Raw genomic sequence first — 20,829 nt, 5'->3', positions numbered from 1 at the left:
AAAGAACCCGAGGAAGGAACGATGATAACAGAAAAGCCTCACCATCCGTATTATCAACAGACCGTTGATGAAACCCTGACAAATATCCAATCCAGCCTGGACGGACTTACCAGTGCAGAAGCCACCGCCAGACTGGAAAAATACGGTGAAAATGCCTTACCGCAAAAACCGGGTAAACCTGGCTGGCTGCGCTTTCTGGCCCATTTCAACGATGTCCTTATTTACGTCCTACTGGCGGCGGCGCTGCTGAAGCTGATAATGGGACACTGGGTGGATATGTTTGTCATTCTTGGGGTGGCCATCATCAACGCCCTGATTGGACATATTCAGGAGAGCAATGCGGAGAAATCGCTGCAAAGCATTCGTAATATGCTCTCCAGCGAGGCTGTGGTCATCCGGCAGGGCAACCATGAAACTATCCCGACGACAGCGCTGGTGCCGGGAGATATCGTGGTGATACGCGCCGGGGATCGCATTCCTGCCGACCTTCGCGTAATAGAGGCGCACAACCTGCGGGTGGAAGAAGCTATTCTTACCGGCGAATCCACGGTAGTGGAGAAAAGCAGCGATGCGCTCCACGGGGAGTTGCCGTTAGGCGACCGTTACAACCTGCTTTATTCTGGCACCACCGTCAGCTCCGGCGGGGGAAAAGGGCTGGTGGTGGCGACCGGGGGGGAGACCGAACTCGGCCATATCAACCAGATGATGTCAGACATTGAAAAACACCGTACCCCGTTGATGGTGCAAATGGACAAGCTCGGCAAGACCATTTTTATCACCATTCTGGTGATGATGCTGGCGCTGTTCGTTTTCAGTCTTATCTTCCGTGATATGCCCGTATCAGAGCTGGTGCTGTCGCTGATTAGCCTTGCGGTGGCGGCGGTGCCGGAAGGTTTACCGGCCATTATCTCTATCATCCTCTCGCTGGGCGTGCAGGCGATGGCGCGTCGCAAGGCGATTATTCGCAAGCTGCCTACCGTGGAAACGCTGGGGGCGATGACGGTGATCTGCTCGGATAAAACCGGCACCCTGACCATGAATGAGATGACGGTAAAAGCGGTGATTACCGCGGACACCACCTACCGCGTGGAGGGAGACAGCTACGAGCCGGTGGGCAATATTCACCCTGTTGACGATCCAACACCGGTAACCGTGACCCAGGGGTCTGTGCTGGAGCGCTATCTGCGCACCGTCGATCTCTGTAATGACAGTCAGTTGATCAAAGATGAGCAGGGGCTGTGGAAAATCACCGGCGGGCCTACCGAAGGCGCGCTGAAGGTGCTGGCGGCAAAAATCCCGCTTCCGCCAATTGACGCCGAATTGCGCAGTAAAATCCCATTCGATTCGCAATATAAATACATGTCCACCCTTTATCGCCTGGGCGACGAAGAGGTGATGTTAATCACCGGTGCGCCGGACGTCCTTTTCCGTCTTTGCCAGCACCAGCAGACCCAAAACGGGCTGGAGCCGTTCAACCTGCACTATTGGGAAGAGAAGATTGAAGAGTATGCGCGCGAAGGATTGCGCATGGTGGCTGCGGCATGGAAACCGGCCGCCAGCGGGCAGCGCGAGCTGACGCATGCGGATCTGCAAGAGGGGGTCATACTGCTCGGCATTGCGGGCATGATGGATCCCCCGCGCCCGGAAGCCATTTCGGCCATTGCCGACTGCTTGCAGGCGGGCATTCGCGTGAAAATGATTACCGGGGATCATCCACAAACGGCGATGAGCATTGGTCAGATGCTGGGTATTGGCAACGCGGCGAGCGCCATTACCGGGCGTGAACTGGAGGCGATGGACGACCACCAGCTGAGCGAGGCGGCGCAAAAATACGATATCTTTGCCCGAACCAGCCCGGAAGATAAATTCCGTCTGGTGCAGGCGCTGCAAAGTAAGCAGGAAGTGGTCGGGATGACCGGGGACGGCGTGAACGATGCGCCTGCGCTGAAGCGGGCGGATGTCGGCATCGCGATGGGGATCAAAGGTACTGAAGTCACCAAAGAAGCCGCCGATATGGTGTTAACGGATGATAACTTTGCCACCATTGCCCGGGCGGTCCATGAAGGGCGTCGGGTCTACGACAACCTGAAAAAGACCATTCTGTTCGTTATCCCGAGCAACATCGCCCAGGCCCTGCTGATCATTATTGCCCTGCTGGCGGGGAACCTTATCCCGTTAACACCGGTACTGATCCTGTGGATGAACATGGCAACCTCGGCAACGCTGTCGTTTGGTCTGGCGTTTGAAGCGGGTGAGAAGGACATCATGAACCGGCCGCCGCGTAAGTCTAACCTGCACGTGATGGACGGTTACGCCATCTGGCGTGTGGTGTTTGTCGGCCTGATGATTGCCATCAGCGCCTTTGTGCTGGAGGCCTGGCTGCAACCGCGCGGTTACTCGGCGGAGTTCATCCGCACCGTGTTGCTGCAAACGCTGGTCACTGCCCAGTGGTTTTACATGCTCAACTGCCGCGTCACCGACGGCTTCTCCCTGAGTAAAGGTCTGCTGGCTAACAAGGGCATATGGATCGTGAGCGGCGTACTTCTGGCCCTTCAGCTTCTGATCGTCTATGCGCCGTTTATGCAGATGTTGTTCGGTACCGAAGCGCTGCCGTTCCGCTACTGGATCATTACCTTCCTGATCGGGTTCGCAATGTTCATGATTGTGGAAGCGGAAAAAGTCCTTACCCGGAGATGGCGCACGACGAAAGGTTAACTGAATGAGTAGGCTAAGCCTGCCCACCGGCAGGCTTTCTCTTTGACCGAGTACAGAACACTATGATTCGATTTGCCGCGTTTGTTTTTACGCTTTGTATACTGGTTCCCGCTGCATCTGCTGTAACCTACCCACTCCCACCCGAGGGGAGCCGCCTGGTGGGAGCGCCGATAACTGTCACCGTACCTGAAGGCAATACCCTGCCGCTCGAAGCGTTTGCAGCGCAGCACGGGCAAGGGTTAAGCAATATGCTGGAAGCTAACCCGGGGGTAGATCCGTTTTTACCACGTGCCGGTACAGCGCTGGTGGTGCCGCAGCAGCTTATTCTGCCGCCAACCGTGCGTGAAGGGATTGTGGTGAACGTCGCGGAAATGCGTCTTTACTATTATCCACCCGGCAGCAACACGGTTGAGGTGCTGCCTATTGGCATTGGTCAGGCCGGGCGCGAAACGCCGCGTAACTGGGTAACCGCCGTTGAGCGCAAACAGGAAGGCCCAACCTGGTCACCCACGCCAAATACGCGACGTGCTTACGCGAAGGAGGGGAAAACGTTGCCCGCGTTCGTGCCCGCCGGGCCGGATAACCCGATGGGGCTGTATGCCCTTTATATCGGCAGGCTGTACGCGATCCACGGTACTAACTCAAATTTCGGCATTGGCCTGCGCGTCAGCCAGGGCTGCATTCGCCTGCGTAATAACGATATCAAATACCTGTTCGATAACGTTTCGGTGGGGACGCGGGTACAGCTTATCGATCAGCCCGTAAAAATGACCACCGAGCCGGATGGTAGCCGCTGGCTAGAGGTTCACGAGCCGCTTTCACGCAATCGCGCGGAATTTGAATCAACCCGAAAAGTGCCGCTGCCCATTTCGGCCGCGCAAAGGACGCAGCTGATAAGTGAAGGGGCGGGCACTGAGCTGGAACGGCGGTCGGGGATGCCGGTGAGGCTTGCAATGCCCGGTGGCGTTGCGCTTACCGGGCCTACAGGACCGTAGGTCGGATAAGCGGAGCGCCACCCGACAAACTTACCAAACGCAGAAAAGCAAAAAGCCTGCTTTAAAAGCAGGCTTTTCAAATTTGGCTCCTCTGACTGGACTCGAACCAGTGACATACGGATTAACAGTCCGCCGTTCTACCGACTGAACTACAGAGGAATCGTGTGAACGGGGCGCATATTATCGACCTGCGTACGCCTTGTCAAAGGATGGATCGCCGACTTTAGACTGTTTGCTGACAAAAACAGCAAACTGACGTTTTTGCCAACGGAATGCACCATTATTGTGCAGATATACCCCGAATGGGGCAGATCGGAATCCGTTGTCACTGTCTGAAAACAGGCACCAGCGATTGGCTTTCCTTATTTTCAGCCGCTTAGCAAAGATATTTATTCGCTGCCAAAACCTGGCATCCATATTGCAAAACCTGTTTAACAACACAGCCGTTACCGGCACGCTATTTTCGAACAGGGGGCAACATGAACTTAAGACGACTGAAATACTTCGTAAAAATCGTCGATATCGGCAGCCTGACCCAGGCGGCTGAAGTGCTGCATATCGCGCAGCCTGCGCTGAGCCAGCAGGTCGCGACTCTGGAAGGCGAAATGGACCAGCAACTGTTGATCCGCACCAAGCGCGGCGTAACGCCTACCGAAGCGGGAAAAATTTTATATACCCATGCCCGTACGATCCTGCGTCAGTGCGAACAGGCGCAGCTGGCCGTGCACAACGTGGGTCAGACCCTCAGCGGGAATGTCTCCATCGGCCTGGCGCCAGGAACGGCCGCATCGTCGGTAACCATGCCGCTGCTTCAGGCGGTGCGCGCGGAGCTACCAGAAGTGCTGGTTTATCTGCATGAGAACAGTGGTTCCGTGCTCAATGACAAACTGCTCAACGGTCAGCTGGATATGGCGGTGCTGTACGATCGCTCACCGGTTGCCGGGATCACCAGCCAGCCGCTGCTTAAGGAAGATCTTTATCTGGTCGGGACCCGTGATTGCCCCGGCCAGAGCATTGATTTAACCGCCGTGGCAGAGATGAACCTGTTCCTGCCGCGCGACTACAGCGCCGTGCGCGTTCGCGTTGACGAAGCGTTCTCGCTGCGCCGTCTGACGGCGAAGATTATCGGTGAGATTGATTCCATCTCCACGCTGACTGCCGCCATTGCCAGCGGCATGGGGGTAACGGTACTGCCCGAGTCTGCCGCACGTTCACTGTGCAGCGCGGCGAATGGCTGGATGGCCCGCATCACCACGCCATCCATGAGCTTACCGCTGTCGTTGAATATGTCCGCGCGCGGCTCCCTGTCACCGCAGGCGCAGGCGGTGAAAGAGATCCTAATGTCTCTGGTCAGTAAGCCGTCGCTGGAAAATCGCGAGCTGCAACTGGTCAGCTGATATTCCAAATAAGCATAAGATGCTGGTTTTTATTATTTGTTCTTCAGCCCGGCTGACTCTAACAATAGCCTTATGTCAGATGCGCCGGAGTGAATCGTGAATTTCCAGCAACTTAAAATTATTCGTGAGGCGGCCAGGCGGGATTACAACCTGACCGAGGTCGCCAACATGCTTTACACCTCCCAGTCAGGCGTCAGCCGACATATCCGCGAGCTTGAGGAGGAGTTAGGCATTGAGATTTTTATCCGTCGCGGCAAGCGCCTGCTGGGCATGACGGAGCCAGGCAAGGCATTGCTGACCATCGCTGAGCGCATTCTCAACGAGGCCAGCAACGTTCGTCGGCTGGCAGATCTCTTTACCAACGACGCGTCAGGTGTGCTGACAATCGCCACCACCCATACGCAGGCGCGCTACAGTCTTCCGACCGTTATCAAAGCATTTCGTGAGATTTTCCCGGATGTACGTCTGGAACTGATCCAGGGCACGCCGCAGGAAATCGAAGTGCTGCTGCATAACGGTGGGGCAGATATTGGTATCGCCAGTGAACGGCTGAGCAACGACCCGCTGCTGGTGGCGTTCCCGTGGTTCCGCTGGCATCACAGCCTGCTGTTACCCGCCGATCACCCCCTGAATCAGGTTTCGCCGTTGACGCTGGAAGAGATCGTCAAATGGCCGCTGATTACCTACCGGCAGGGCATTACCGGACGCTCGCGCATTGATGAAGCGTTCAAGCGTAAAGGGCTCACACCGGACGTGGTGCTGAGCGCGCAGGATTCCGACGTGATCAAAACCTACGTCGAGTTAGGGCTGGGGATTGGCCTGGTGGCCGAGCAGTCTGGCGGAGAATATGAAGCCGGAAATCTGGTGCGCCTGGATACGCGTCATCTTTTCGACGCGAATACCGTCTGGCTGGGGCTAAAGCGCGGGCAGCTTCAGCGCAACTACGTGTGGCGATTTATCGAGTTGTGCAATGCAGGGCTGTCCGTGGATGAGATCAAACGCCAGGTGATGGAGCCGGAAGAGGTGGCGATTGATTATCAGATTTAACTACGCGTCTGCCCGGTTGCGTTTTCCGGGCTTGTATTCCCCCTTCACCCTGTTTCTCCTTTATTTCTGAAGACGGCTTCCATATTTTGCATCCTTAACCTGCATACCAGCCAATCTGTCTGCATAATCGGCACTATAGTTTTGCATCTATATAGTTTTTGATCTATGTTGCACAAGGAGGTCCCGTGTGGGCGATTAAAACTACGGACAGGTGTGACGACTGGTTCACCTCATTAAACGATAGCGAGAGAGCCAGTGTACTGGCTGCGCTACTTGTCTTGCGGGAGAAGGGACCGGGTCTGTCCAGACCGTATGCCGATACGCTGAAGGGCTACCGCCACAGCAACATGAAAGAGTTGCGTATCCAGAGTAAGGGTGATCCGCTGAGTGCATTTTTCGCTTTCGATCCGAACCGTACGGGTATTGTACTGTGTGCGGGCAATAAGGTCGGTAATGAAAGGCGATTTTAAGATGAGATGCTCCTCGTTGCGGATCGGGAATACACTCGCTGGCTGAACACATTAAAAGAGAGGAATTAACGCGATGGGCAGAACCCTGGAGCAGCTTATTGCAGATGAAAAACCTGAGGTTGTTGCCAGCGCACAGGCAATGGCAACGGATATTTTGCTCAATATCCATCTGGCCGAGTTACGTGAAAAAGTGCAAAAAACGCAGGTAGATATGGCCAGGGCGTTGGGTATTAAACAACCTACTGTCGCCGTCATGGAAAAGGCAGGACGCGATATTAAGCTTTCTTCTTTGAAACGCTACGTTGAGGCCGCCGGAGGGAAGCTACGGCTGGATGTAGAACTGCCCGATGGTTCTCATTACGAGTTTGTGTTGTAACCCACAAAAGCAAAAAGCCTGCTTTAAAAGCAGGCTTTTCAAATTTGGCTCCTCTGACTGGACTCGAACCAGTGACATACGGATTAACAGTCCGCCGTTCTACCGACTGAACTACAGAGGAATCGTGTGAACGAGGCGCATATTATCGACCTGCGTGCGCCTTGTCAAAGGGGAAAACACCGTTTTTGTTCGTTTGCCGACAATTTCAGCAAACCGATGATTTAATAGCAAATTTGCTTTCAAATTGCACAGCAAATCGCGCCGCCCGCAGACAGGCGGCGCGCAGGATCAGAACAGAACGGAGTAGTTCAGACCAAACGTACGGCCACGGCCTTTATAAGTATAAAGACCCGGTGCACCGTAGGTTGGACTATACAGCCCCGGTGCGCGCTGGCCCCAGGCGGTGGTGTAGTCTTTGTCCAGCAGGTTCTCCACGCTGAAGCTGACTTTGCCCACCGGCAGGGCGTAGCTGCCCAGGAAATCAACGGTGTTATAGCCATCGATCTTCTTACCGTCGGCGTCAGACACGTCGAAGGTTTGTGTGCTCTGCACGCGCAGGGCCCAGTCGCCCGGCGCCCAGTTCACCCATGCGCTGGCTTTCGACGGGCTGGCGCTGTCGACCGTCAGCTTCTCCCATTTCCCGTTTTCACGCGTTTCGGACTTGATGGCGTTAAAGTTCGCCCCGGTGCTCCAGTCGCTGTCGGTGAAGAAATAATCCACCTGGCCTTCAATCCCGTAGATACGACGTTTGTCGTCTTCCAGGTTGATGGTCATGTCGCTCTTGTTGATGGTGATGGTTTTATCCGAGAGCGAGTAGTAGGCCGCCACCTGGGTACGCAGGTTATCGCCGGTGAAGCGCCAGCCCAGCTCGTAAGCATTGACCTTAATACCGTCCAGCGTTGAGTCGTTCACGTTCACGCTGTTTTGCAGGCGATAGTGACCATCGACCAGCTGATAGGTGCCGGAGCCGTAGTACTTCGCCAGGTCCGGAATTTCGAAGCCCTGGGAGAAGTTAAACCACAGCTGTTGCTGTTCGGTCAGACGTCCAAGGATCCCGGCGTTAAACAGGAAGTTGTTGTAGTCGGTTTTCCCGCCCGGCACCGCGTCAGCGGAGGTGGCTTTGCCCGTGGCGATTGCCTGCTGCTGGGCGTAACCGACAAAATCGTCCACCTTGTTTTCGGTGTACTGGTAGCGCACGCCGCCGCTCAGGGTGATAGCGTCAATGTCATAGCTGGCTTGCAGGAACGGCGCGAGGTTGGTAATGCTGTATCCCGGGTAACGGCCCACGTTGTAGGCGTTGTCCAGCTCCATGCCGCCGCTCGCCGCTGCTTTGCTTAAGTCGAAGAACTGCTGGTTGGCGTCGAACGTTTCGTGATCGGCATCCACACCCCAGGTGAGGGTCAGGTCATCCATCGGCTTGCTGTTCAGCGTCAGCTTGCCGCCGTAAAAATCGGTTTTCTGCTGGGACGCGCCAATGCTGGTCACCGCGCCTTTGCTCAGCGTCGGGAACGGGTAGTAGGTCAGGCTCTCATCACGGTAGTAAATCTGCGCAACCAGATCTTGCCCCCAGAAGTCGGTGTTCGAGTACTGCAGGTTGATCAGGTGACGCTCTGTGCCCGGGATACGGTCAGAGTCCAGGTTATCTTTGTTATAGGCTTTGGCATCGCCCGTGACCGCAGCGAAATTCTCTCCGAGGAACAGGCCGTGCTTGCCGTCGGATTCGCTCTTGTAGTACTGGGTGGTTAACTGGAGCTGCTGATGATCGTCGATGTTAATGGTGCCCGTTCCCATCACGTCGATACGGTCGGAATACTGTAAGCCGGTCTGGGTGTTATCGATAATCACCTCGTCGCCGTTGCCGTCATACCAGCCGCCGTAGCGCTGATAGGAGACCGACAGACGTCCAGAGGCATTGTCGTTGCCGCCGCTCACGGCTGCTGAGACGTTCTCATCATGGTCGTTATGGCTGTTAAATCCGCTTTTTGCCCCGGTCTGGAACTCCACTTCGGTCTCCGGCTGGCCTTTTTTGGTGACGATGTTCACCAGACCGCCGGTACTGCCGCCGCCGTACAGCGAGGTGGCGCCGGAAATGACTTCGATACGGTCAATGTTGAACGGATCGATAGAGTCGAGCTGGCGGCTGTCGCTGCGGGACGAGTTCAGACGTACGCCGTCCACCATCACCATCATGGAGCGACCGCGCAGGTTCATGCCGTAGTTGGTACGTCCCTGGCTGCTGACGTCCATGCCGGGGATCAGCTGGGCCAGCACCTCTTTAATCTCTTTCCCGCCCTGAACCTGCTGCTCAATTTCCGCCCGCTCTATAACCCAGGTGGTTTGCGCCATCTCTGCCACGCTGCGATGAGCCCGGCTGGCAGAGACCACAATATCTTCTTCCTTTTGTTCTTCCGCCCACGCAGAGGTAGAAAGCATGGCAAGTAAGCACGGATTTAAAACCCAAAGATGAGAACGTTTCATTGTTATGTTGATCCTGAATGTGTGTGTCAGTACTCGGTGGTCTTCATTAATGATTTAAAAACCTGGCTGCTCTCCGGGCTGGTGGTGCTCCGCCAGTGGATCACGCCGGGGGTGGTTGCCAGTTCAAACGGCTCGTCATCGTGAGCGCGATTCAGAATTCGCGCCGCGCGCCAGGCCATCAGGCTGAGCTGGGGTTCGGCAATACCGAGACGGTGCATCCCGGCATTGACGGCAAACAGGCGGTTGCTCTGCGGGCCGTCCCATTCAAGGGTGAAATCGTTGTTGATGCAGAAGGCTTCATCCTCATCCAGACGCAGTCGGGATGAGAGCGGGGCGAGAAACGCGGGCTGTACGGCGCGGTAGCCGGTGGCGAAAATCACCACGTCGCTCTCCAGCTGTTCGCGCCCGCCATCCAGGTGATGCTGGATGCTCAGGCGCTGCCCGTTCTCCTGGCGCGTCAGCGCCGTCACCGAGCGGGACGGCATCAGGTGCGCCCAGGGTTTTTCCCGCAGCACTTCGAAGCGGTGATACATAGCACGATAGATGGCCAGCAGCGACTCCGTGGTGATCCCGTCGGAGGTCATCTTCTGCTCCTGCAACATCTGGCGACGGGCGTCGTCACCGAGGGTGGAGAAGCTGTCCACATACTCCGGCGTGAAATACTCGTTAGCAAACGCGGCTTCATCCAGCGCGTTGTAGTTGTTGCGACGCGAGATCCAGTTGAGGCTCAGCGGCTGGCCCCATTCCCCACGGAAGATATTCAGAAACAGATCCGCACCGCTCTGGCCGCCGCCGACGACGGTGACGCGCTTGCCTGCTAAATCCGGCGTGCGCAGCATCATTTCGCTGGCGTGGAAGCAGGTGTCGTCCTGCGCGGTGACGCAGTCTGGCAGATTGATCTGCTTCCCAATCCCCACGCAGACGTGGCGCGCCAGGAAGCGATCCCGCTGGGTCACGACCTCAAACAGACCGTTTTGCTCATCAAAGCTGACCTGCTGCACCTGCTGGCTGAAGGCCAGATTAGTCAGGTTATCCGCCGCCCAGCACAGGTAGTCGGCAAACTCCTCGCGCGAGACGGTGCGCTGCTCGGTAGTGAGGAAACGGTAGAACTTTTTGCGCTGTACCAGGTAGTTCAGGAAGCTGTGGCGGTTGGTTGGCTCCACGGCGCTGACCAGATCCTTAAGGAAGCTGGTCTGCATGTGGCAGTCCGGTACCATCATTCCCGGGTGCCAGGAGAAGTGCGGCTTGCGTTCAAGAAACAGCGAGCTAAAACCGTCCAGCCCCTCTGCTAGCGCGGCAATACTGAGGTTGAACGGACCGATACCAATGCCGATGAAATCATAGGTTTTCATTGCGCTGACTCCTGGGAGACCAGAAAAAGAGGGTTATCAAGATCGCAGACGTAGTTCGGCAGCATGCGGCTGCCGCCGTCGTGTTCAGAGAAGGTCAGTTTGACCGGGTTGAGGATCACGCGAATAATCTGCGGCTTAAACAGGTCGAACTTCGCGAAGCGCGCCGCAAGATCCGGATGGGCGGCCATATAGCGACGTAACACCTGCGCCAGGATCTGATAGAAGCGGGTTTCGCTCACGCCGCATTGCAGAGTGAGACGGGAAATAAAGCGCAGCACCGTGACAAAGTTGCCGGTTTGCAGGTCGTGGATGATGTAATCCGCACTGAGGCGTGCGGTGACGGCTTTTACCTGCTCCGGCAGGCTCTGCGCCTGCGGGAAATCCTCGTCCACCAGGCGCATGTCGCCCTGGAAATCCTTCAGCAGAATGCGCTGTGGGACGTAATCTTTCATCACCAGCGTGACGTTCTGGCCGTGGGCGATGAGCGCCACCCCGTAGCGGCAGAGCAGGTGATAGAAGGGGATCACCGTCGCCTCAAACAGCTTTTCCAGCCATGCGTCTGCGGTTAACCCCGAGCGTTTGATCCATGCGTCAATCAGCGGGCGCCCGTCGTTATCGGTTTCCATCAGCGCGGCCATCAGCACCGCCTGTTCGCCATCCTGTAAATAGCAGGATGGGTTCTCGCGCCAGATCACCCCCAGCATCTCCTGATAGCGGTACGGCGCCTCAGGCAATGCGGCATAACCCGGATGCGACAGATATCCGGCTGCGGGTTCGCCAAGCACCTGCGCCCCGGAGTGAATCAGCGTGGCATCGCTGGCGAACTGCTGCTGTAGCCAGCGCGAGGCCAGCGGACCGGCGGCAATATACTTGCCCGGAATACCGCGGTAGCAGGAAGTGTTGTAGATGGTCAGCGGCAGCTTGATGTCATAGGGCGCGCGACGTCTGGCGTTGGTCAGCGTGCGCAGGGACTGCTGCGCCAGATACTCATCGCCGAACTCTCCCAGCTCCACCATCTCACCGCGCGCGAGCTGTGCCAGGAAATGAATGGCAATTTTTTGCTGCCACTGCCACGGATGCAGCGGCACCGGCAGCCAGCTGTCGTCCAGATCCAGTTCCTGCCAGCGGGCGTCGAATCGGTTGCGCTCGGCATCGTCCATGGCGCTGGCGAGCAGGGTGTTGATATCGCAATCGGCGTCACTGCTCCAGACCAGACGATCGCGTTGCACGGCGACCCAGTACAGACGAAAACGCCCGCGATATTCCGGCGCGTAAAGGCGCAGGGCATCCAGCCCCCAGCCGCGGCGTCCCTTGTTGAAAATAAACTTCGGGTGACCGCGCATCAGGCACTGTAGTTCGTCCGGGTCGAGGTGGATCAGCGCATCGGCATCCAGCGTGTCACGCGCCTGCAACAGCTGCATGTCGCCCCGCAGCGTGGCGTAGAGATCTTCCATGTGCTCCGCCGTTTGCGCGTCGCTCATCTCCAGCACGGTGGCCAGTTGCAGCAGCGCGTTTTCCGCTTCGACCGCCGCGCCGCTGGCGGTGGTCAGGGTATCAGGGTCAATATGCAGCCAGCCCCAGATCCCACGCGTGGCGCTAAACTGCCAGGTCGCGTTGCCCATACTGATGCGCCAGTAGTCCGCCGAAACCGGCTCGGCGCGCAGGGTGCGTTCATATTCCAGTTCAGCGAGGATCTTCGCCACCATCTCGCGGTTCACTTTCTGCCAGAGCGCGTTCACAGTTCCACCTCATGGAAGAAGCGGTGACGCTCGCTCATGATGAGACGGGAGCGTTTGTGCGGGAAGTCGAACTCTTTCACCGTGTCAAAACCGGCAGACGCCAGATGGCGGAACAGACGCTGGTTGTCGAAGCGCGGTTCCGCCACAATGCGCGCCGTACGCGGTTCATCGAGATACAGATAGTGGCTGAGGCCACGCAGCCAGCTGCGGATATACTGCGCCCCGCGCCAGTTCTCTTCGCCCACCAGCATGTGCAGTCCGCGATCATAGGGCTGCCAGCGATAGTGGCGGCCAATGCGGTCTTCCGCCGCCCAGTAAAGTTCAAAATAGCCGAACGGCTGGTCGTCAAAGCAGCCGATCACCGGGTAGCAATAGGTCGAGTCGAGCTGACGGCGCAGGTAGTTTTCCTGCTCGGCCTGCGGGCCCGCCATCTCCCAGAAGGCGTTCACGCGTGGGGTGTTCATCCAGCGGGTAAAACGCTCGCCGTCCAGCGCCACGTCCGCCACGCGGAAGCTCAGGGTGCGCTTAATCTGCGGATCGTAACGGCGATACACTTCGCCCTGCGGACGATGAGGGCGCAGCGGGAAGTACAGCTGACGGCTTTCATCAAACTGCATTCCGCCGCTCACCTGCGGACGTTCGCCTTTCAGCCACAGCGGCAGCTGCCAGAATATTTCGCGCGCCAGATAATCCCCGTTTGCGAGGCTAAACAGCGCCTGCGCCTGAGGTTCATCCTGCCAGGCGGCCCACGGCAGGGTAATGCCGGTCAGGGCGGGGGAGGCTACAAACAGCTGGTCGAGGGCGTCCACCAGCCAGCCGTCCGGGAGCCCGGCCAGACGCGCAAGGACCGCGCTGCCGTCAAGACCCAGCGTCAGCGGCAGGTTTTGTTCCGTGGCCGTACAGCGAAAGCCGTAGCCGGAATGGACGATGTTCGCGTTTGCCATCACGCCTTCTCCTTATAAAACGGGTTGCTAAAGTCGAAATAGATCACCGCCGGATCGACGATGGTGTTTTCGTTGCGATCGTGCAGGTAGCAGAAGAAGTTGCCTTTGCAGTTCCAGGTCGGGCTGTCGAGCACATAATCAAGGCAGCGGGTCTGCTTCGCCGTCGTGCGCAGTTTGGCCAGCGCGTCACGCACGCGGGGCATCAGGTTCTCTTCGCTGTCGAAGCCGGCAGCGGCGAGCGCGGCGGTGACGGCAAGGGTAGAGTTCAGCAGCAGGTAATAAGGGAAGTAGCGCAGCAGCTGGCTCTCACCGAAGCGGTTTTCCACCTCGGTTTCGCCTGCCTCTTTCAGCCACGCGTCGGCCCCTTCGGTCCAGGCGCTGCCCTGACAATCGCGGTAGATCAGCCCAACGGGGAAATCCTGCTGCATCTCAACGAGGATGTTTTGCTGGTGCGCCAGCAGGACCAGACCGTAGTCCGCCTCGGCGCTGAACAGCGGAAGCAATACGCGGTCGCAGTAGGCGTCCAGCCAGCAGCGCGCGGCCTGGGCGAGCGGGAGATCCAGACGCTGGCTCAGACGGCGCACCGCCGCCGCCAGCAGGCTGTCGCCGCCGTCCGGTGCCGCCTGGGTCAGGCTCACCAGCACGTTGGTTTGGGTATCTGGCGTATCAAACAGCAGGTTGACGCGCAGGGCCATCAGGCTCTCTTCCTGAATGACGCCGCTTTCATCGCGCAGCCCGGCCCAGCCGTCTTCCTGCATCACGCGCATGGTCGGGTAGCGCGCCTGGAGTTCCTGCCAGCGTGCCGTTTTCGCCAGCCGCGCCAGGCGCATGCCGCGCTTAACTTCTTTGACCGACAGCGTGCGCACGGAGTTGGTCAGCCGCACGCTGAGGGAAAACTTAATCATGTCGCTATTGGTTTCGCTGTACAGCGAGCGGGAAGAGCTGGTAGGCAGCCACTGTGCGCCCGCCTCGCCAAGATCCCGCAGGGCGCCTTTTTCAACCAGACGCTGGCACCACGGCTGCTCCAGCAAATAGGCAGCCTGCCACGGATGCATCGGCAGCAGCCAGCGGGTGTCGGTGAAGTGGCCGAGAAGATCCGGCGCACTCTGGGCCGCGAAGCGCAGCAGACGTTCACGCAGGGAGACGTTCAGACTGTCCCCGGCAATCAGTTCATGCTCAACCGCAAACCAGCGCAGCGGGAAGCGCGAGGCGAAATCCGGCAGATAGCGGCGCGCCTCGGCCTCGTTAAACGGCTCGTGCGATTTTGGGGCAGGATGAAAAGCATGGCCGACCAGCAGCGCCTGTTCCGCTTCGGCAAAGGTCAGCGGCTTATCGCGCAGGTTTGCCCAGTTGTGGCGTAAATCAATGGCTTGCCAGGTGTGCGTATGGCTCTCCAGGACGCGCTGCTTAAAGCGCGCCAGCGTATCGGCGTCCAGAGCGCCTTTTACTGTCTCTTTTTCAAGTATGAAATCAATCAGTTGATGGAATGTGACCGTGTCACCGCCGTCGCTGTCGGCCTGAATCAGCGTGGCCGGGAAACAATACTGGTGATGCTGCGTGGGGGAGAAATAGCGTACCGGAACCCGGATGGCCTGGGTTGGTGAGAGCGGGATATGTATCTGCGATAACTCATCCGCACGGGTTGCGGGAAGATAGTGCCAGTCCTTCGTTTCGCGCAGCAGCGCGTTCAAAAAACACTGGGCCGCAACATCTGTACCGGCGGAGCGGGGCAGAGCACGCATAGATGTACCTCATTCCATGACTGATAATAATTCTCGTTATGATATTCATTCTGTTTACAGCCGCAACTATTTTTGCAATATTTGTTTTCATAAACTTCATAATTTCCACACATTTATTGACATTATCTTCACAATTCTATGCGCACCTGTACTGAGAACATCACAGACAATATGGCCCCGAAGGCAAACTGGCCCCTTGCACTGGGCGCCGGTTTATTGGGTATCGGACAAAACGGTTTGCTGGTCATGCTGCCGCAGCTGGTCTCCCTGACCGGACTGTCGCTCTCCGTCTGGGCCGGGCTGCTGATGTTCGGCTCGATGCTCTTTTTACCCGCATCGCCCTGGTGGGGACGCCAGAGCGAGCGGCACGGCTGTAAGGTCGTGATGCTGGCCTCGTTAGGCGGCTATCTGGCGAGCTTCGTCCTGATGGCGCTGGTGGTCTGGGCGATGGCCAACGGCGCGCTGAATGCCCTCTGGGGAATGGCGGGCCTGGTTCTGTCGCGCATGCTGTACGGCCTGACGGTATCGGGGCTGGTGCCTGCGGCCCAGACGTGGGCCATTCAACGCGCGGGGCTGGATAAAAGGATGGCGGCGCTGGCAACGATAAGCTCTGGCCTTAGCTGCGGGCGTCTGCTGGGACCGCCTCTGGCCGCGCTGATGCTCAGCGTCAGCCCGGTCGCACCGCTCTGGCTGATGGCGCTGGCGCCGTTTATCGCGCTGCTTCTGGTGCTGCGCGAAGCCGCCGATCCCCCGCTGCCGCCGGTGGCGCACCAGTCGACGCGGTTACAGGCCTCTATGATGCCTTTCCTGCTGCTGGCGCTGCTGCTGGCGGCGCTGGTCAGCCTGATGCAGCTTGGTTTATCGCCGCATCTTCATCCGTTATTTAATGGCGATGCCGTGCAAATCAGCCATCATGTCGCCCTGCTGCTGAGCCTGGCCGCGCTGGCGACCCTGGCGGCGCAGTTTCTGGTGGTACGCCCGCAGCATTTTAGCCCGAGGGTTTTACTCTTAATTGCCGCGGTCTTGATGGTGGCGGGGCTTGGGCTGATGTGTCTCGCCAGTTTAGCCCTGTTCTACGTGGGCATTGTCATCACCTCGCTGGGTGCCGCCATGGCCACGCCGGGATACCAGCTTTTGCTCAACGATCGGCTGACGACGGGCAAAGGGGCAGGGGTGATCGCCACCAGCCATACGCTGGGGTACGGGGCCAGTGCGCTGCTGGTACCCGTGGTGACGCGCTTTTACGGTGAGCAGTTTTTGATTACTGCCGCATGGGGAATGGCGCTGCTGTTTCTCGCGGTGAGCGTGTGGGTACGATCGACCGATCGTACCCCTGCTGAACATTAGTGGAACGGATGAGAGGAGGTGCTGGCTGCGTCCTCACTTTGCCGCAGACGCTGGAGCGGATCCTGCTGGTAAAACTGGCAGAAACGCTGCCACAGCGCCGGGAAGCGTGGGGCGAAAAGCTCAGGTGCGCTAAAGAAATACTCGGACAGCACCGCGAAGCACTCGGCGGGATCGGTCGCGGCATAGGCATCAATGCTGGCCGCGCTTTCACCCACCAGGTCTATCTCATCCTGAATGTTTTCCATCGCCGCGTGCAGGTCGTGCTCCCATCCCGCGACTTCACGCAGCGGGATCAGCGGCACGCCGCTGGCGCGATCGCCGTTGCGGGTATCCAGCTTATGCGCTACTTCGTGAATGATCAGGTTGAAGCCCGAGGCATCGAACGAGTCCTGAATATCCAGCCAGTTGAGGATGATCGGCCCTTGCTGCCAGCTCTGCCCGGACTGCACCATACGCTGGTTGTGCACCAGCCCGATGTCATCCTCCCACTCATCATCGACGATAAACGGCGCCGGGTAGATCAGCACTTCGTGGAAGCCATCCAGCCATTCGATACCCAGCTCCAGTACCGGTAAGCAGAAGAGCAGGGCGATGCGCGAATTTTTAAGCGGATCCAGTTCGAAGCCCTGTAGCGGCACCAGCCGTTTTTGCTGTAAAAAACGCTCGGCCAGCTGAATCAGCTTTGATTGCTCTTCAGGCAAGAGATTCGCCAGCACGGGGATCGCCAGAGCCTCATCCCAGGGCAGCGCCATATTTCGACCAGCTTCGTTCGTTTTCCAGGGCCACTTAATCATCGCTTTGCTCGTTACTCGCACGTGAACAAAATGGAAAGGTCAGGGGCTGTTAGCATGCCAACATACTCTGTTAAGCAGTATGACACTCCTCTTCGGCGGCATGCAGACTGGCAGCCTGTTTAAGAGGAATCCAGCCCGCATAAACTATCACTATGTGCCGTAAGGTTGATAGCGCTTTAGGGGTATCCCCTTCATTTTGTGAAGTATGTCGTACGCGGCTATGATAAATCTCTTCTTACCCTACCGTGCTTAAGGATCCCGTCAGTATGCCCGTCAATTTTGACCTCAACGATCTCTACGCCTTTCGCGCTTTACTGGAATACGGCAATTTCCGTCTTGCGGCGGAGTCTATCTGCCTTTCCCAGTCGGCGTTGAGTCGCAGAATTGAAAAGCTGGAGGCGGCACTGGGGACAAAACTGTTCGACAGAACTACCCGGCGCGTCACGCTGACCCTGTATGGACAGACCTTTGCCGACCGGTGCGGGCAACTGCTTGTCGACGTGGAGTCCATGCTTTCGGATATCGATAAGGCCAGCGAGGAGCGCACGGGATTGATCACCGTGGCGACGGTGCCGTCAGCCGCCTGTTACTTTATGCCGGATGTGATCCGCCGCTTTCAGTCCCGTTACCCCCGCGTGCGCATTAAACTTATCGACAGCAGCGCCGGAAATGTTATCGAGGCCGTCACCCGCGGACAGGCGGATTTTGGTATCTGCTTTGCCCGGAGTTTACAGCCCGATATCGAGTTTGTCCCGCTGGTGGAGGACGTCTACGTGGCCGCCTGCCGACGAGACAGCCCGCTTGCAAAAAGAAAAAGCCTGACGTGGCAGGCTTTTTATCAGCAGGATTATATCGGTCTGGATAAGACCTCCGGCAACCGCAATCTTCTCGACCAGCGGGTCGGACATATTCGGCCTGAGCGCCCCAGCATCTGCGAAACGCGGCACGTGACGACTATGCTCGGGATGGTTGAAGCCGGGATCGGCATTGCGGCCGTTCCCGCCATGTCAATGCCCCGTGCAGAGCATTCGCTGCTGACGTCGGTGCCTTTAACCGAGCCAGAGGTCAGGCGAACCGTGGGGCTGATTCGCCGCCGCGGGCGGATCCAGTCCTACATTGCTGCCGAACTCGAAACGCTGATCACCGAGCAGTATCGCGAGGTGCACTGACGGGCGTTAAGCCCGTTGCCGTAATGACGCTGGCCGCCTGTGGCGAGGAGAGAAAGGCCAGCAGCGCTTTTCCCTGCTCAGGATGGTCGGCCTTCTGCGTTACGGCTCCGGCGAAACGGGTAATGTACTGTATGTCGTCAGGCAACTTACCCACAAACGTCACGCCCGGGACCGGCAGAAGCTCGCTCACCTGCTGAAAGCCGAGATCGTATTTCCCTTTTGCCACTTCAGACGCCACCGGGATGCGCTCAACCCGGTGCGCTTTATTTTGGACCTGGCCGTCGATGCCCAGCTTACGGAACAACTGGCTCTCAACATACCGGCCGCTGGCGCTGTCGGAATAAGCCATGGAATGCGCCTTCAGCAGCGTTTGCCGCAGGGCGGGTACCGTACTGATATCCGGCACCGGCGCGCCCGCTTTGACGACCATCCCGACGGGCGAATCCGCCAGCTCCACGCGGGAGCCCGCCGCCGTCCTGCGATCCTGTTCCAGTTTCGCCAGCGCATCGCCCACCATAATCACCACGTCCGCTTTTTCGCCCCGGGCGAGCCGGGCCGGAATGGCCTGCGGTGTTTTGCCCATCGACGGGCCGGAGACCACAATGAGCCTGTCGCCGCTTTGCGCTTCGTACTGCGGCGTCAGCTTCTCCAGCGCCGCTTTGAAGCCGCCAGAAATCATCACCGTTACATCCTGCGCAAGCGCGCCCGCGCTGAGGGTGGCGAAGGTCAGGGCGGCAATCACCGTTCTGAATGTAAGCATGAGGGATCACTCCTTAACGGTGGTTTGCAGAATTAACGTGCGACGACGATAGAGATAAAGCGTTGCCAGCAGGGCGCAAACGGCGGCAAAGCTCATCCAGTACCCCGGTGAGGCTTTATCGCCGGTGTACTCAATTAAGGCGGTAGAAATCACCGGCGTGAAACCGCCAAAGACCGCCGTTGCGAGGCTATAAGCCAGCGAGAAGCCCGCCACACGCACCTCTGCTGGCATGATCTCCGTCAGGGCCGGGATCATCGCGCCGTTATACAGGCCGTAGAGGAAAGAGAGCCACAGCAGCACGGTCAGCATCATTGAGAAACTCGGGGCTGCCGCCAGCATCGTCAGTGCCGGATAACTGGTCGCCAGCGCCAGCAGCGTCATGGCGATCAGCACCGGTTTGCGTCCGAAGCGGTCCGACAACGCACCGCCTATCGGTAGCCAGATGAAGTTAGAAATGGCTACCAGCAGCGTGACCAAAAGACTGTCCGAGGCGCTGAGCATCAGGACTTTTTTACCGAAGGTCGGCGCGTAAACGGTGATCAGGTAAAACGCGGTGGTGGTCATCGCTACCATCAGCATGCCCGCGATGACTACTGGCCAGTTGGCGAGCAGCGTTGTGAAGACCTGACGCATCGCCAGATGGCGACGACGGGCGCTGAATTCCTCGGTCTCTTCGAGCTTGCGGCGCAGGAAAAAGATGAACGGCACAATCAGACAGCCAAACAGGAACGGAATACGCCACCCCCATTCGCGAATGGCACTCTCTTCCAGCACCATATTCAGCGCAAAGCCCATCGCCGCCGCGATCATAATGGCGACCTGCTGGCTACCCGACTGCCAGCTGGTGTAGAAACCCTTGCGGCCCGGCGTGGCGATCTCCGCCAGATAAACCGAAACCCCGCCCAGCTCGGCGCCTGCCGAAAAGCCCTGCAACAGGCGGCCAGTCAGCACCAGTAGCGGCGCCCAAAGGCCAATGCTCTGATAAGAAGGGATCAGCACAATCAGAAAGGTTCCGGCGGCCATAATCGACAGGGTGACGATCAGCCCTTTACGGCGACCCACTTTATCAATGTAAGCCCCCAGCACAATGGCCCCGATCGGACGCATCAGAAAGCCCGCGCCAAAGACGGCGAAGGTCATCATCAGCGACGCAAATTCACTGCTTGCCGGGAAGAACGTGTGGGCGATGTAGGTGGCATAAAAGCCGAACAGAAAGAAGTCGAATTGCTCAAGAAAGTTGCCCGACGTGACGCGGAAAATCGCGCCCGCTTTCGAACGAACCGTTGCAGGTGAGGTTGAGGAAACCATGATTATCTCCAGTTTTATAGTGACGTTATGCTCGTCTGTTTCTGAAAACTGGATCAGGAAGTGGAAATTGATAAGCGCAAATCGCGCATGGACTGATGCGTGTGGTGCATTAATGACAAAGCGTTGACCAGTATTTACATATTCAACAATAACTTAACATTTCGGTGATCTTTTATTTACCACATTTCGCTAAGTT

At 57.8% G+C, this 20,829-nt stretch carries 15 protein-coding genes, 2 tRNA genes and 1 pseudogene; 8 read left to right on the top strand and 10 right to left on the bottom strand.

From position 1 onward, the window contains the following. Nucleotides 1-21: 21 nt before the first annotated feature. Together ACQG2Q_RS15095 and ldtA are read left to right on the top strand one after the other, a co-directional pair. Nucleotides 22-2,715 (top strand): cation-transporting P-type ATPase, encoded by a 2,694-nt coding sequence (locus ACQG2Q_RS15095; protein ID WP_038416342.1) that lies wholly within the window; start codon nucleotides 22-24, stop codon nucleotides 2,713-2,715. A gap of 62 nt (nucleotides 2,716-2,777) precedes the next feature. Then, on the top strand, nucleotides 2,778-3,710 hold the full coding sequence (gene ldtA / locus ACQG2Q_RS15090) for a L,D-transpeptidase (protein WP_032622405.1): 933 nt from the start codon (nucleotides 2,778-2,780) through the stop codon (nucleotides 3,708-3,710). A gap of 83 nt (nucleotides 3,711-3,793) precedes the next feature. Here ldtA and ACQG2Q_RS15085 read toward each other — a convergent pair. Next, nucleotides 3,794-3,869, bottom strand: a tRNA-Asn gene (locus ACQG2Q_RS15085). A 320-nt stretch (nucleotides 3,870-4,189) separates the two neighbouring features. Here ACQG2Q_RS15085 and nac point away from each other — a divergent pair. The 4 genes and pseudogenes from nac to ACQG2Q_RS15065 all read left to right on the top strand — a co-directional run bounded on the left by nac (nucleotide 4,190) and on the right by ACQG2Q_RS15065 (nucleotide 7,000). Further along, nucleotides 4,190-5,107 carry a nitrogen assimilation transcriptional regulator NAC gene (nac, locus tag ACQG2Q_RS15080; RefSeq protein WP_022648585.1) on the top strand — a complete coding sequence of 306 codons (918 nt, stop codon included), beginning with the start codon at nucleotides 4,190-4,192 and terminating at the stop codon, nucleotides 5,105-5,107. Nucleotides 5,108-5,203: 96 nt separating this feature from the next. After that, nucleotides 5,204-6,154: an HTH-type transcriptional regulator Cbl gene (cbl, locus tag ACQG2Q_RS15075; protein ID WP_003859532.1), complete on the top strand. Its 951-nt coding sequence runs from the start codon at nucleotides 5,204-5,206 to the stop codon at nucleotides 6,152-6,154. A gap of 185 nt (nucleotides 6,155-6,339) precedes the next feature. Continuing rightward, nucleotides 6,340-6,693: pseudogene (locus ACQG2Q_RS15070) on the top strand (type II toxin-antitoxin system RelE/ParE family toxin). 4 nt (nucleotides 6,694-6,697) lie between these two features. After that, the gene (locus ACQG2Q_RS15065) at nucleotides 6,698-7,000 is read left to right on the top strand and encodes a helix-turn-helix domain-containing protein (protein WP_017383313.1); all 303 of its coding nucleotides are present in this window, start codon (nucleotides 6,698-6,700) and stop codon (nucleotides 6,998-7,000) included. Nucleotides 7,001-7,045: 45 nt separating this feature from the next. Here the strand turns inward: ACQG2Q_RS15065 and ACQG2Q_RS15060 are convergent. The 6 genes from ACQG2Q_RS15060 to ACQG2Q_RS15035 form a co-directional block, all read right to left on the bottom strand. Continuing rightward, nucleotides 7,046-7,121 (bottom strand) — tRNA-Asn (locus ACQG2Q_RS15060). Between the two features lie 167 nt (nucleotides 7,122-7,288). Then, nucleotides 7,289-9,478, bottom strand: a complete 2,190-nt coding sequence (locus ACQG2Q_RS15055; protein ID WP_048966154.1) for a TonB-dependent siderophore receptor — start codon at nucleotides 9,476-9,478, stop codon at nucleotides 7,289-7,291. Between the two features lie 26 nt (nucleotides 9,479-9,504). Continuing rightward, complete coding sequence (locus tag ACQG2Q_RS15050) at nucleotides 9,505-10,830, bottom strand: lysine N(6)-hydroxylase/L-ornithine N(5)-oxygenase family protein (protein ID WP_023306541.1); 1,326 nt, start codon at nucleotides 10,828-10,830, stop codon at nucleotides 9,505-9,507. Then, entirely contained in the window at nucleotides 10,827-12,569 is a 1,743-nt protein-coding gene (gene iucC, locus ACQG2Q_RS15045; protein ID WP_038416340.1) for an IucA/IucC family protein, read from the bottom strand. The genes ACQG2Q_RS15050 and iucC overlap by 4 nt, the downstream gene beginning before the upstream one ends. Then, the gene (locus ACQG2Q_RS15040; protein WP_063150051.1) at nucleotides 12,566-13,513 is read right to left on the bottom strand and encodes a GNAT family N-acetyltransferase; all 948 of its coding nucleotides are present in this window, start codon (nucleotides 13,511-13,513) and stop codon (nucleotides 12,566-12,568) included. The genes iucC and ACQG2Q_RS15040 overlap by 4 nt, the downstream gene beginning before the upstream one ends. Further along, nucleotides 13,513-15,255 carry an IucA/IucC family protein gene (locus tag ACQG2Q_RS15035; RefSeq protein ID WP_063151880.1) on the bottom strand — a complete coding sequence of 581 codons (1,743 nt, stop codon included), beginning with the start codon at nucleotides 15,253-15,255 and terminating at the stop codon, nucleotides 13,513-13,515. Before ACQG2Q_RS15035 ends, ACQG2Q_RS15040 begins: the two co-directional genes overlap by 1 nt. A gap of 138 nt (nucleotides 15,256-15,393) precedes the next feature. Between ACQG2Q_RS15035 and ACQG2Q_RS15030 the strand changes: the two genes are divergently transcribed. Then, nucleotides 15,394-16,602: an MFS transporter gene (locus ACQG2Q_RS15030; protein WP_022648579.1), complete on the top strand. Its 1,209-nt coding sequence runs from the start codon at nucleotides 15,394-15,396 to the stop codon at nucleotides 16,600-16,602. Here ACQG2Q_RS15030 and mtfA read toward each other — a convergent pair. Continuing rightward, nucleotides 16,599-17,396: a DgsA anti-repressor MtfA gene (gene mtfA, locus ACQG2Q_RS15025; protein ID WP_022648578.1), complete on the bottom strand. Its 798-nt coding sequence runs from the start codon at nucleotides 17,394-17,396 to the stop codon at nucleotides 16,599-16,601. The two genes, ACQG2Q_RS15030 and mtfA, sit on opposite strands and share 4 nt — an antisense overlap. A gap of 266 nt (nucleotides 17,397-17,662) precedes the next feature. On the opposite strand from mtfA, the gene ACQG2Q_RS15020 reads away from it, so the two are divergent. Next, nucleotides 17,663-18,565: a LysR family transcriptional regulator gene (locus ACQG2Q_RS15020; protein WP_023300505.1), complete on the top strand. Its 903-nt coding sequence runs from the start codon at nucleotides 17,663-17,665 to the stop codon at nucleotides 18,563-18,565. Here ACQG2Q_RS15020 and ACQG2Q_RS15015 read toward each other — a convergent pair. Then, nucleotides 18,537-19,325, bottom strand: coding sequence for a substrate-binding domain-containing protein (locus tag ACQG2Q_RS15015; RefSeq protein WP_063849658.1), 789 nt, complete (start codon nucleotides 19,323-19,325; stop codon nucleotides 18,537-18,539). The two genes, ACQG2Q_RS15020 and ACQG2Q_RS15015, sit on opposite strands and share 29 nt — an antisense overlap. A gap of 6 nt (nucleotides 19,326-19,331) precedes the next feature. Beyond that, nucleotides 19,332-20,633 carry an MFS transporter gene (locus ACQG2Q_RS15010; protein WP_063849656.1) on the bottom strand — a complete coding sequence of 434 codons (1,302 nt, stop codon included), beginning with the start codon at nucleotides 20,631-20,633 and terminating at the stop codon, nucleotides 19,332-19,334. Nucleotides 20,634-20,829 lie beyond the last annotated feature (196 nt).

Origin of the sequence: Enterobacter cloacae complex sp. 370H10 (assembly GCF_050031535.1) — a bacterium.
Classification (GTDB): domain Bacteria; phylum Pseudomonadota; class Gammaproteobacteria; order Enterobacterales; family Enterobacteriaceae; genus Enterobacter; species Enterobacter intestinihominis.
Note: the sequence above shows the minus strand (reverse complement) of the source record. Positions and strands in the feature narration are given on the sequence as shown.

What these genes read in the sequence shown, in the direction of transcription:
- ACQG2Q_RS15095 (WP_038416342.1), top strand. Translation starts at nt 22, where the DNA reads ATGATAACAGAAAAGCCTCACCATCCGTATTATCAACAGACCGTTGAT.
- ldtA (WP_032622405.1), top strand. Translation starts at nt 2,778, where the DNA reads ATGATTCGATTTGCCGCGTTTGTTTTTACGCTTTGTATACTGGTTCCC.
- nac (WP_022648585.1), top strand. Translation starts at nt 4,190, where the DNA reads ATGAACTTAAGACGACTGAAATACTTCGTAAAAATCGTCGATATCGGC.
- ACQG2Q_RS15065 (WP_017383313.1), top strand. Translation starts at nt 6,698, where the DNA reads ATGGGCAGAACCCTGGAGCAGCTTATTGCAGATGAAAAACCTGAGGTT.
- ACQG2Q_RS15055 (WP_048966154.1), bottom strand. Translation starts at nt 9,478, where the DNA reads ATGAAACGTTCTCATCTTTGGGTTTTAAATCCGTGCTTACTTGCCATG.
- ACQG2Q_RS15050 (WP_023306541.1), bottom strand. Translation starts at nt 10,830, where the DNA reads ATGAAAACCTATGATTTCATCGGCATTGGTATCGGTCCGTTCAACCTC.
- ACQG2Q_RS15040 (WP_063150051.1), bottom strand. Translation starts at nt 13,513, where the DNA reads ATGGCAAACGCGAACATCGTCCATTCCGGCTACGGCTTTCGCTGTACG.
- ACQG2Q_RS15035 (WP_063151880.1), bottom strand. Translation starts at nt 15,255, where the DNA reads ATGCGTGCTCTGCCCCGCTCCGCCGGTACAGATGTTGCGGCCCAGTGT.
- ACQG2Q_RS15030 (WP_022648579.1), top strand. Translation starts at nt 15,394, where the DNA reads ATGCGCACCTGTACTGAGAACATCACAGACAATATGGCCCCGAAGGCA.
- mtfA (WP_022648578.1), bottom strand. Translation starts at nt 17,396, where the DNA reads ATGATTAAGTGGCCCTGGAAAACGAACGAAGCTGGTCGAAATATGGCG.
- ACQG2Q_RS15020 (WP_023300505.1), top strand. Translation starts at nt 17,663, where the DNA reads ATGCCCGTCAATTTTGACCTCAACGATCTCTACGCCTTTCGCGCTTTA.
- ACQG2Q_RS15015 (WP_063849658.1), bottom strand. Translation starts at nt 19,325, where the DNA reads ATGCTTACATTCAGAACGGTGATTGCCGCCCTGACCTTCGCCACCCTC.
- ACQG2Q_RS15010 (WP_063849656.1), bottom strand. Translation starts at nt 20,633, where the DNA reads ATGGTTTCCTCAACCTCACCTGCAACGGTTCGTTCGAAAGCGGGCGCG.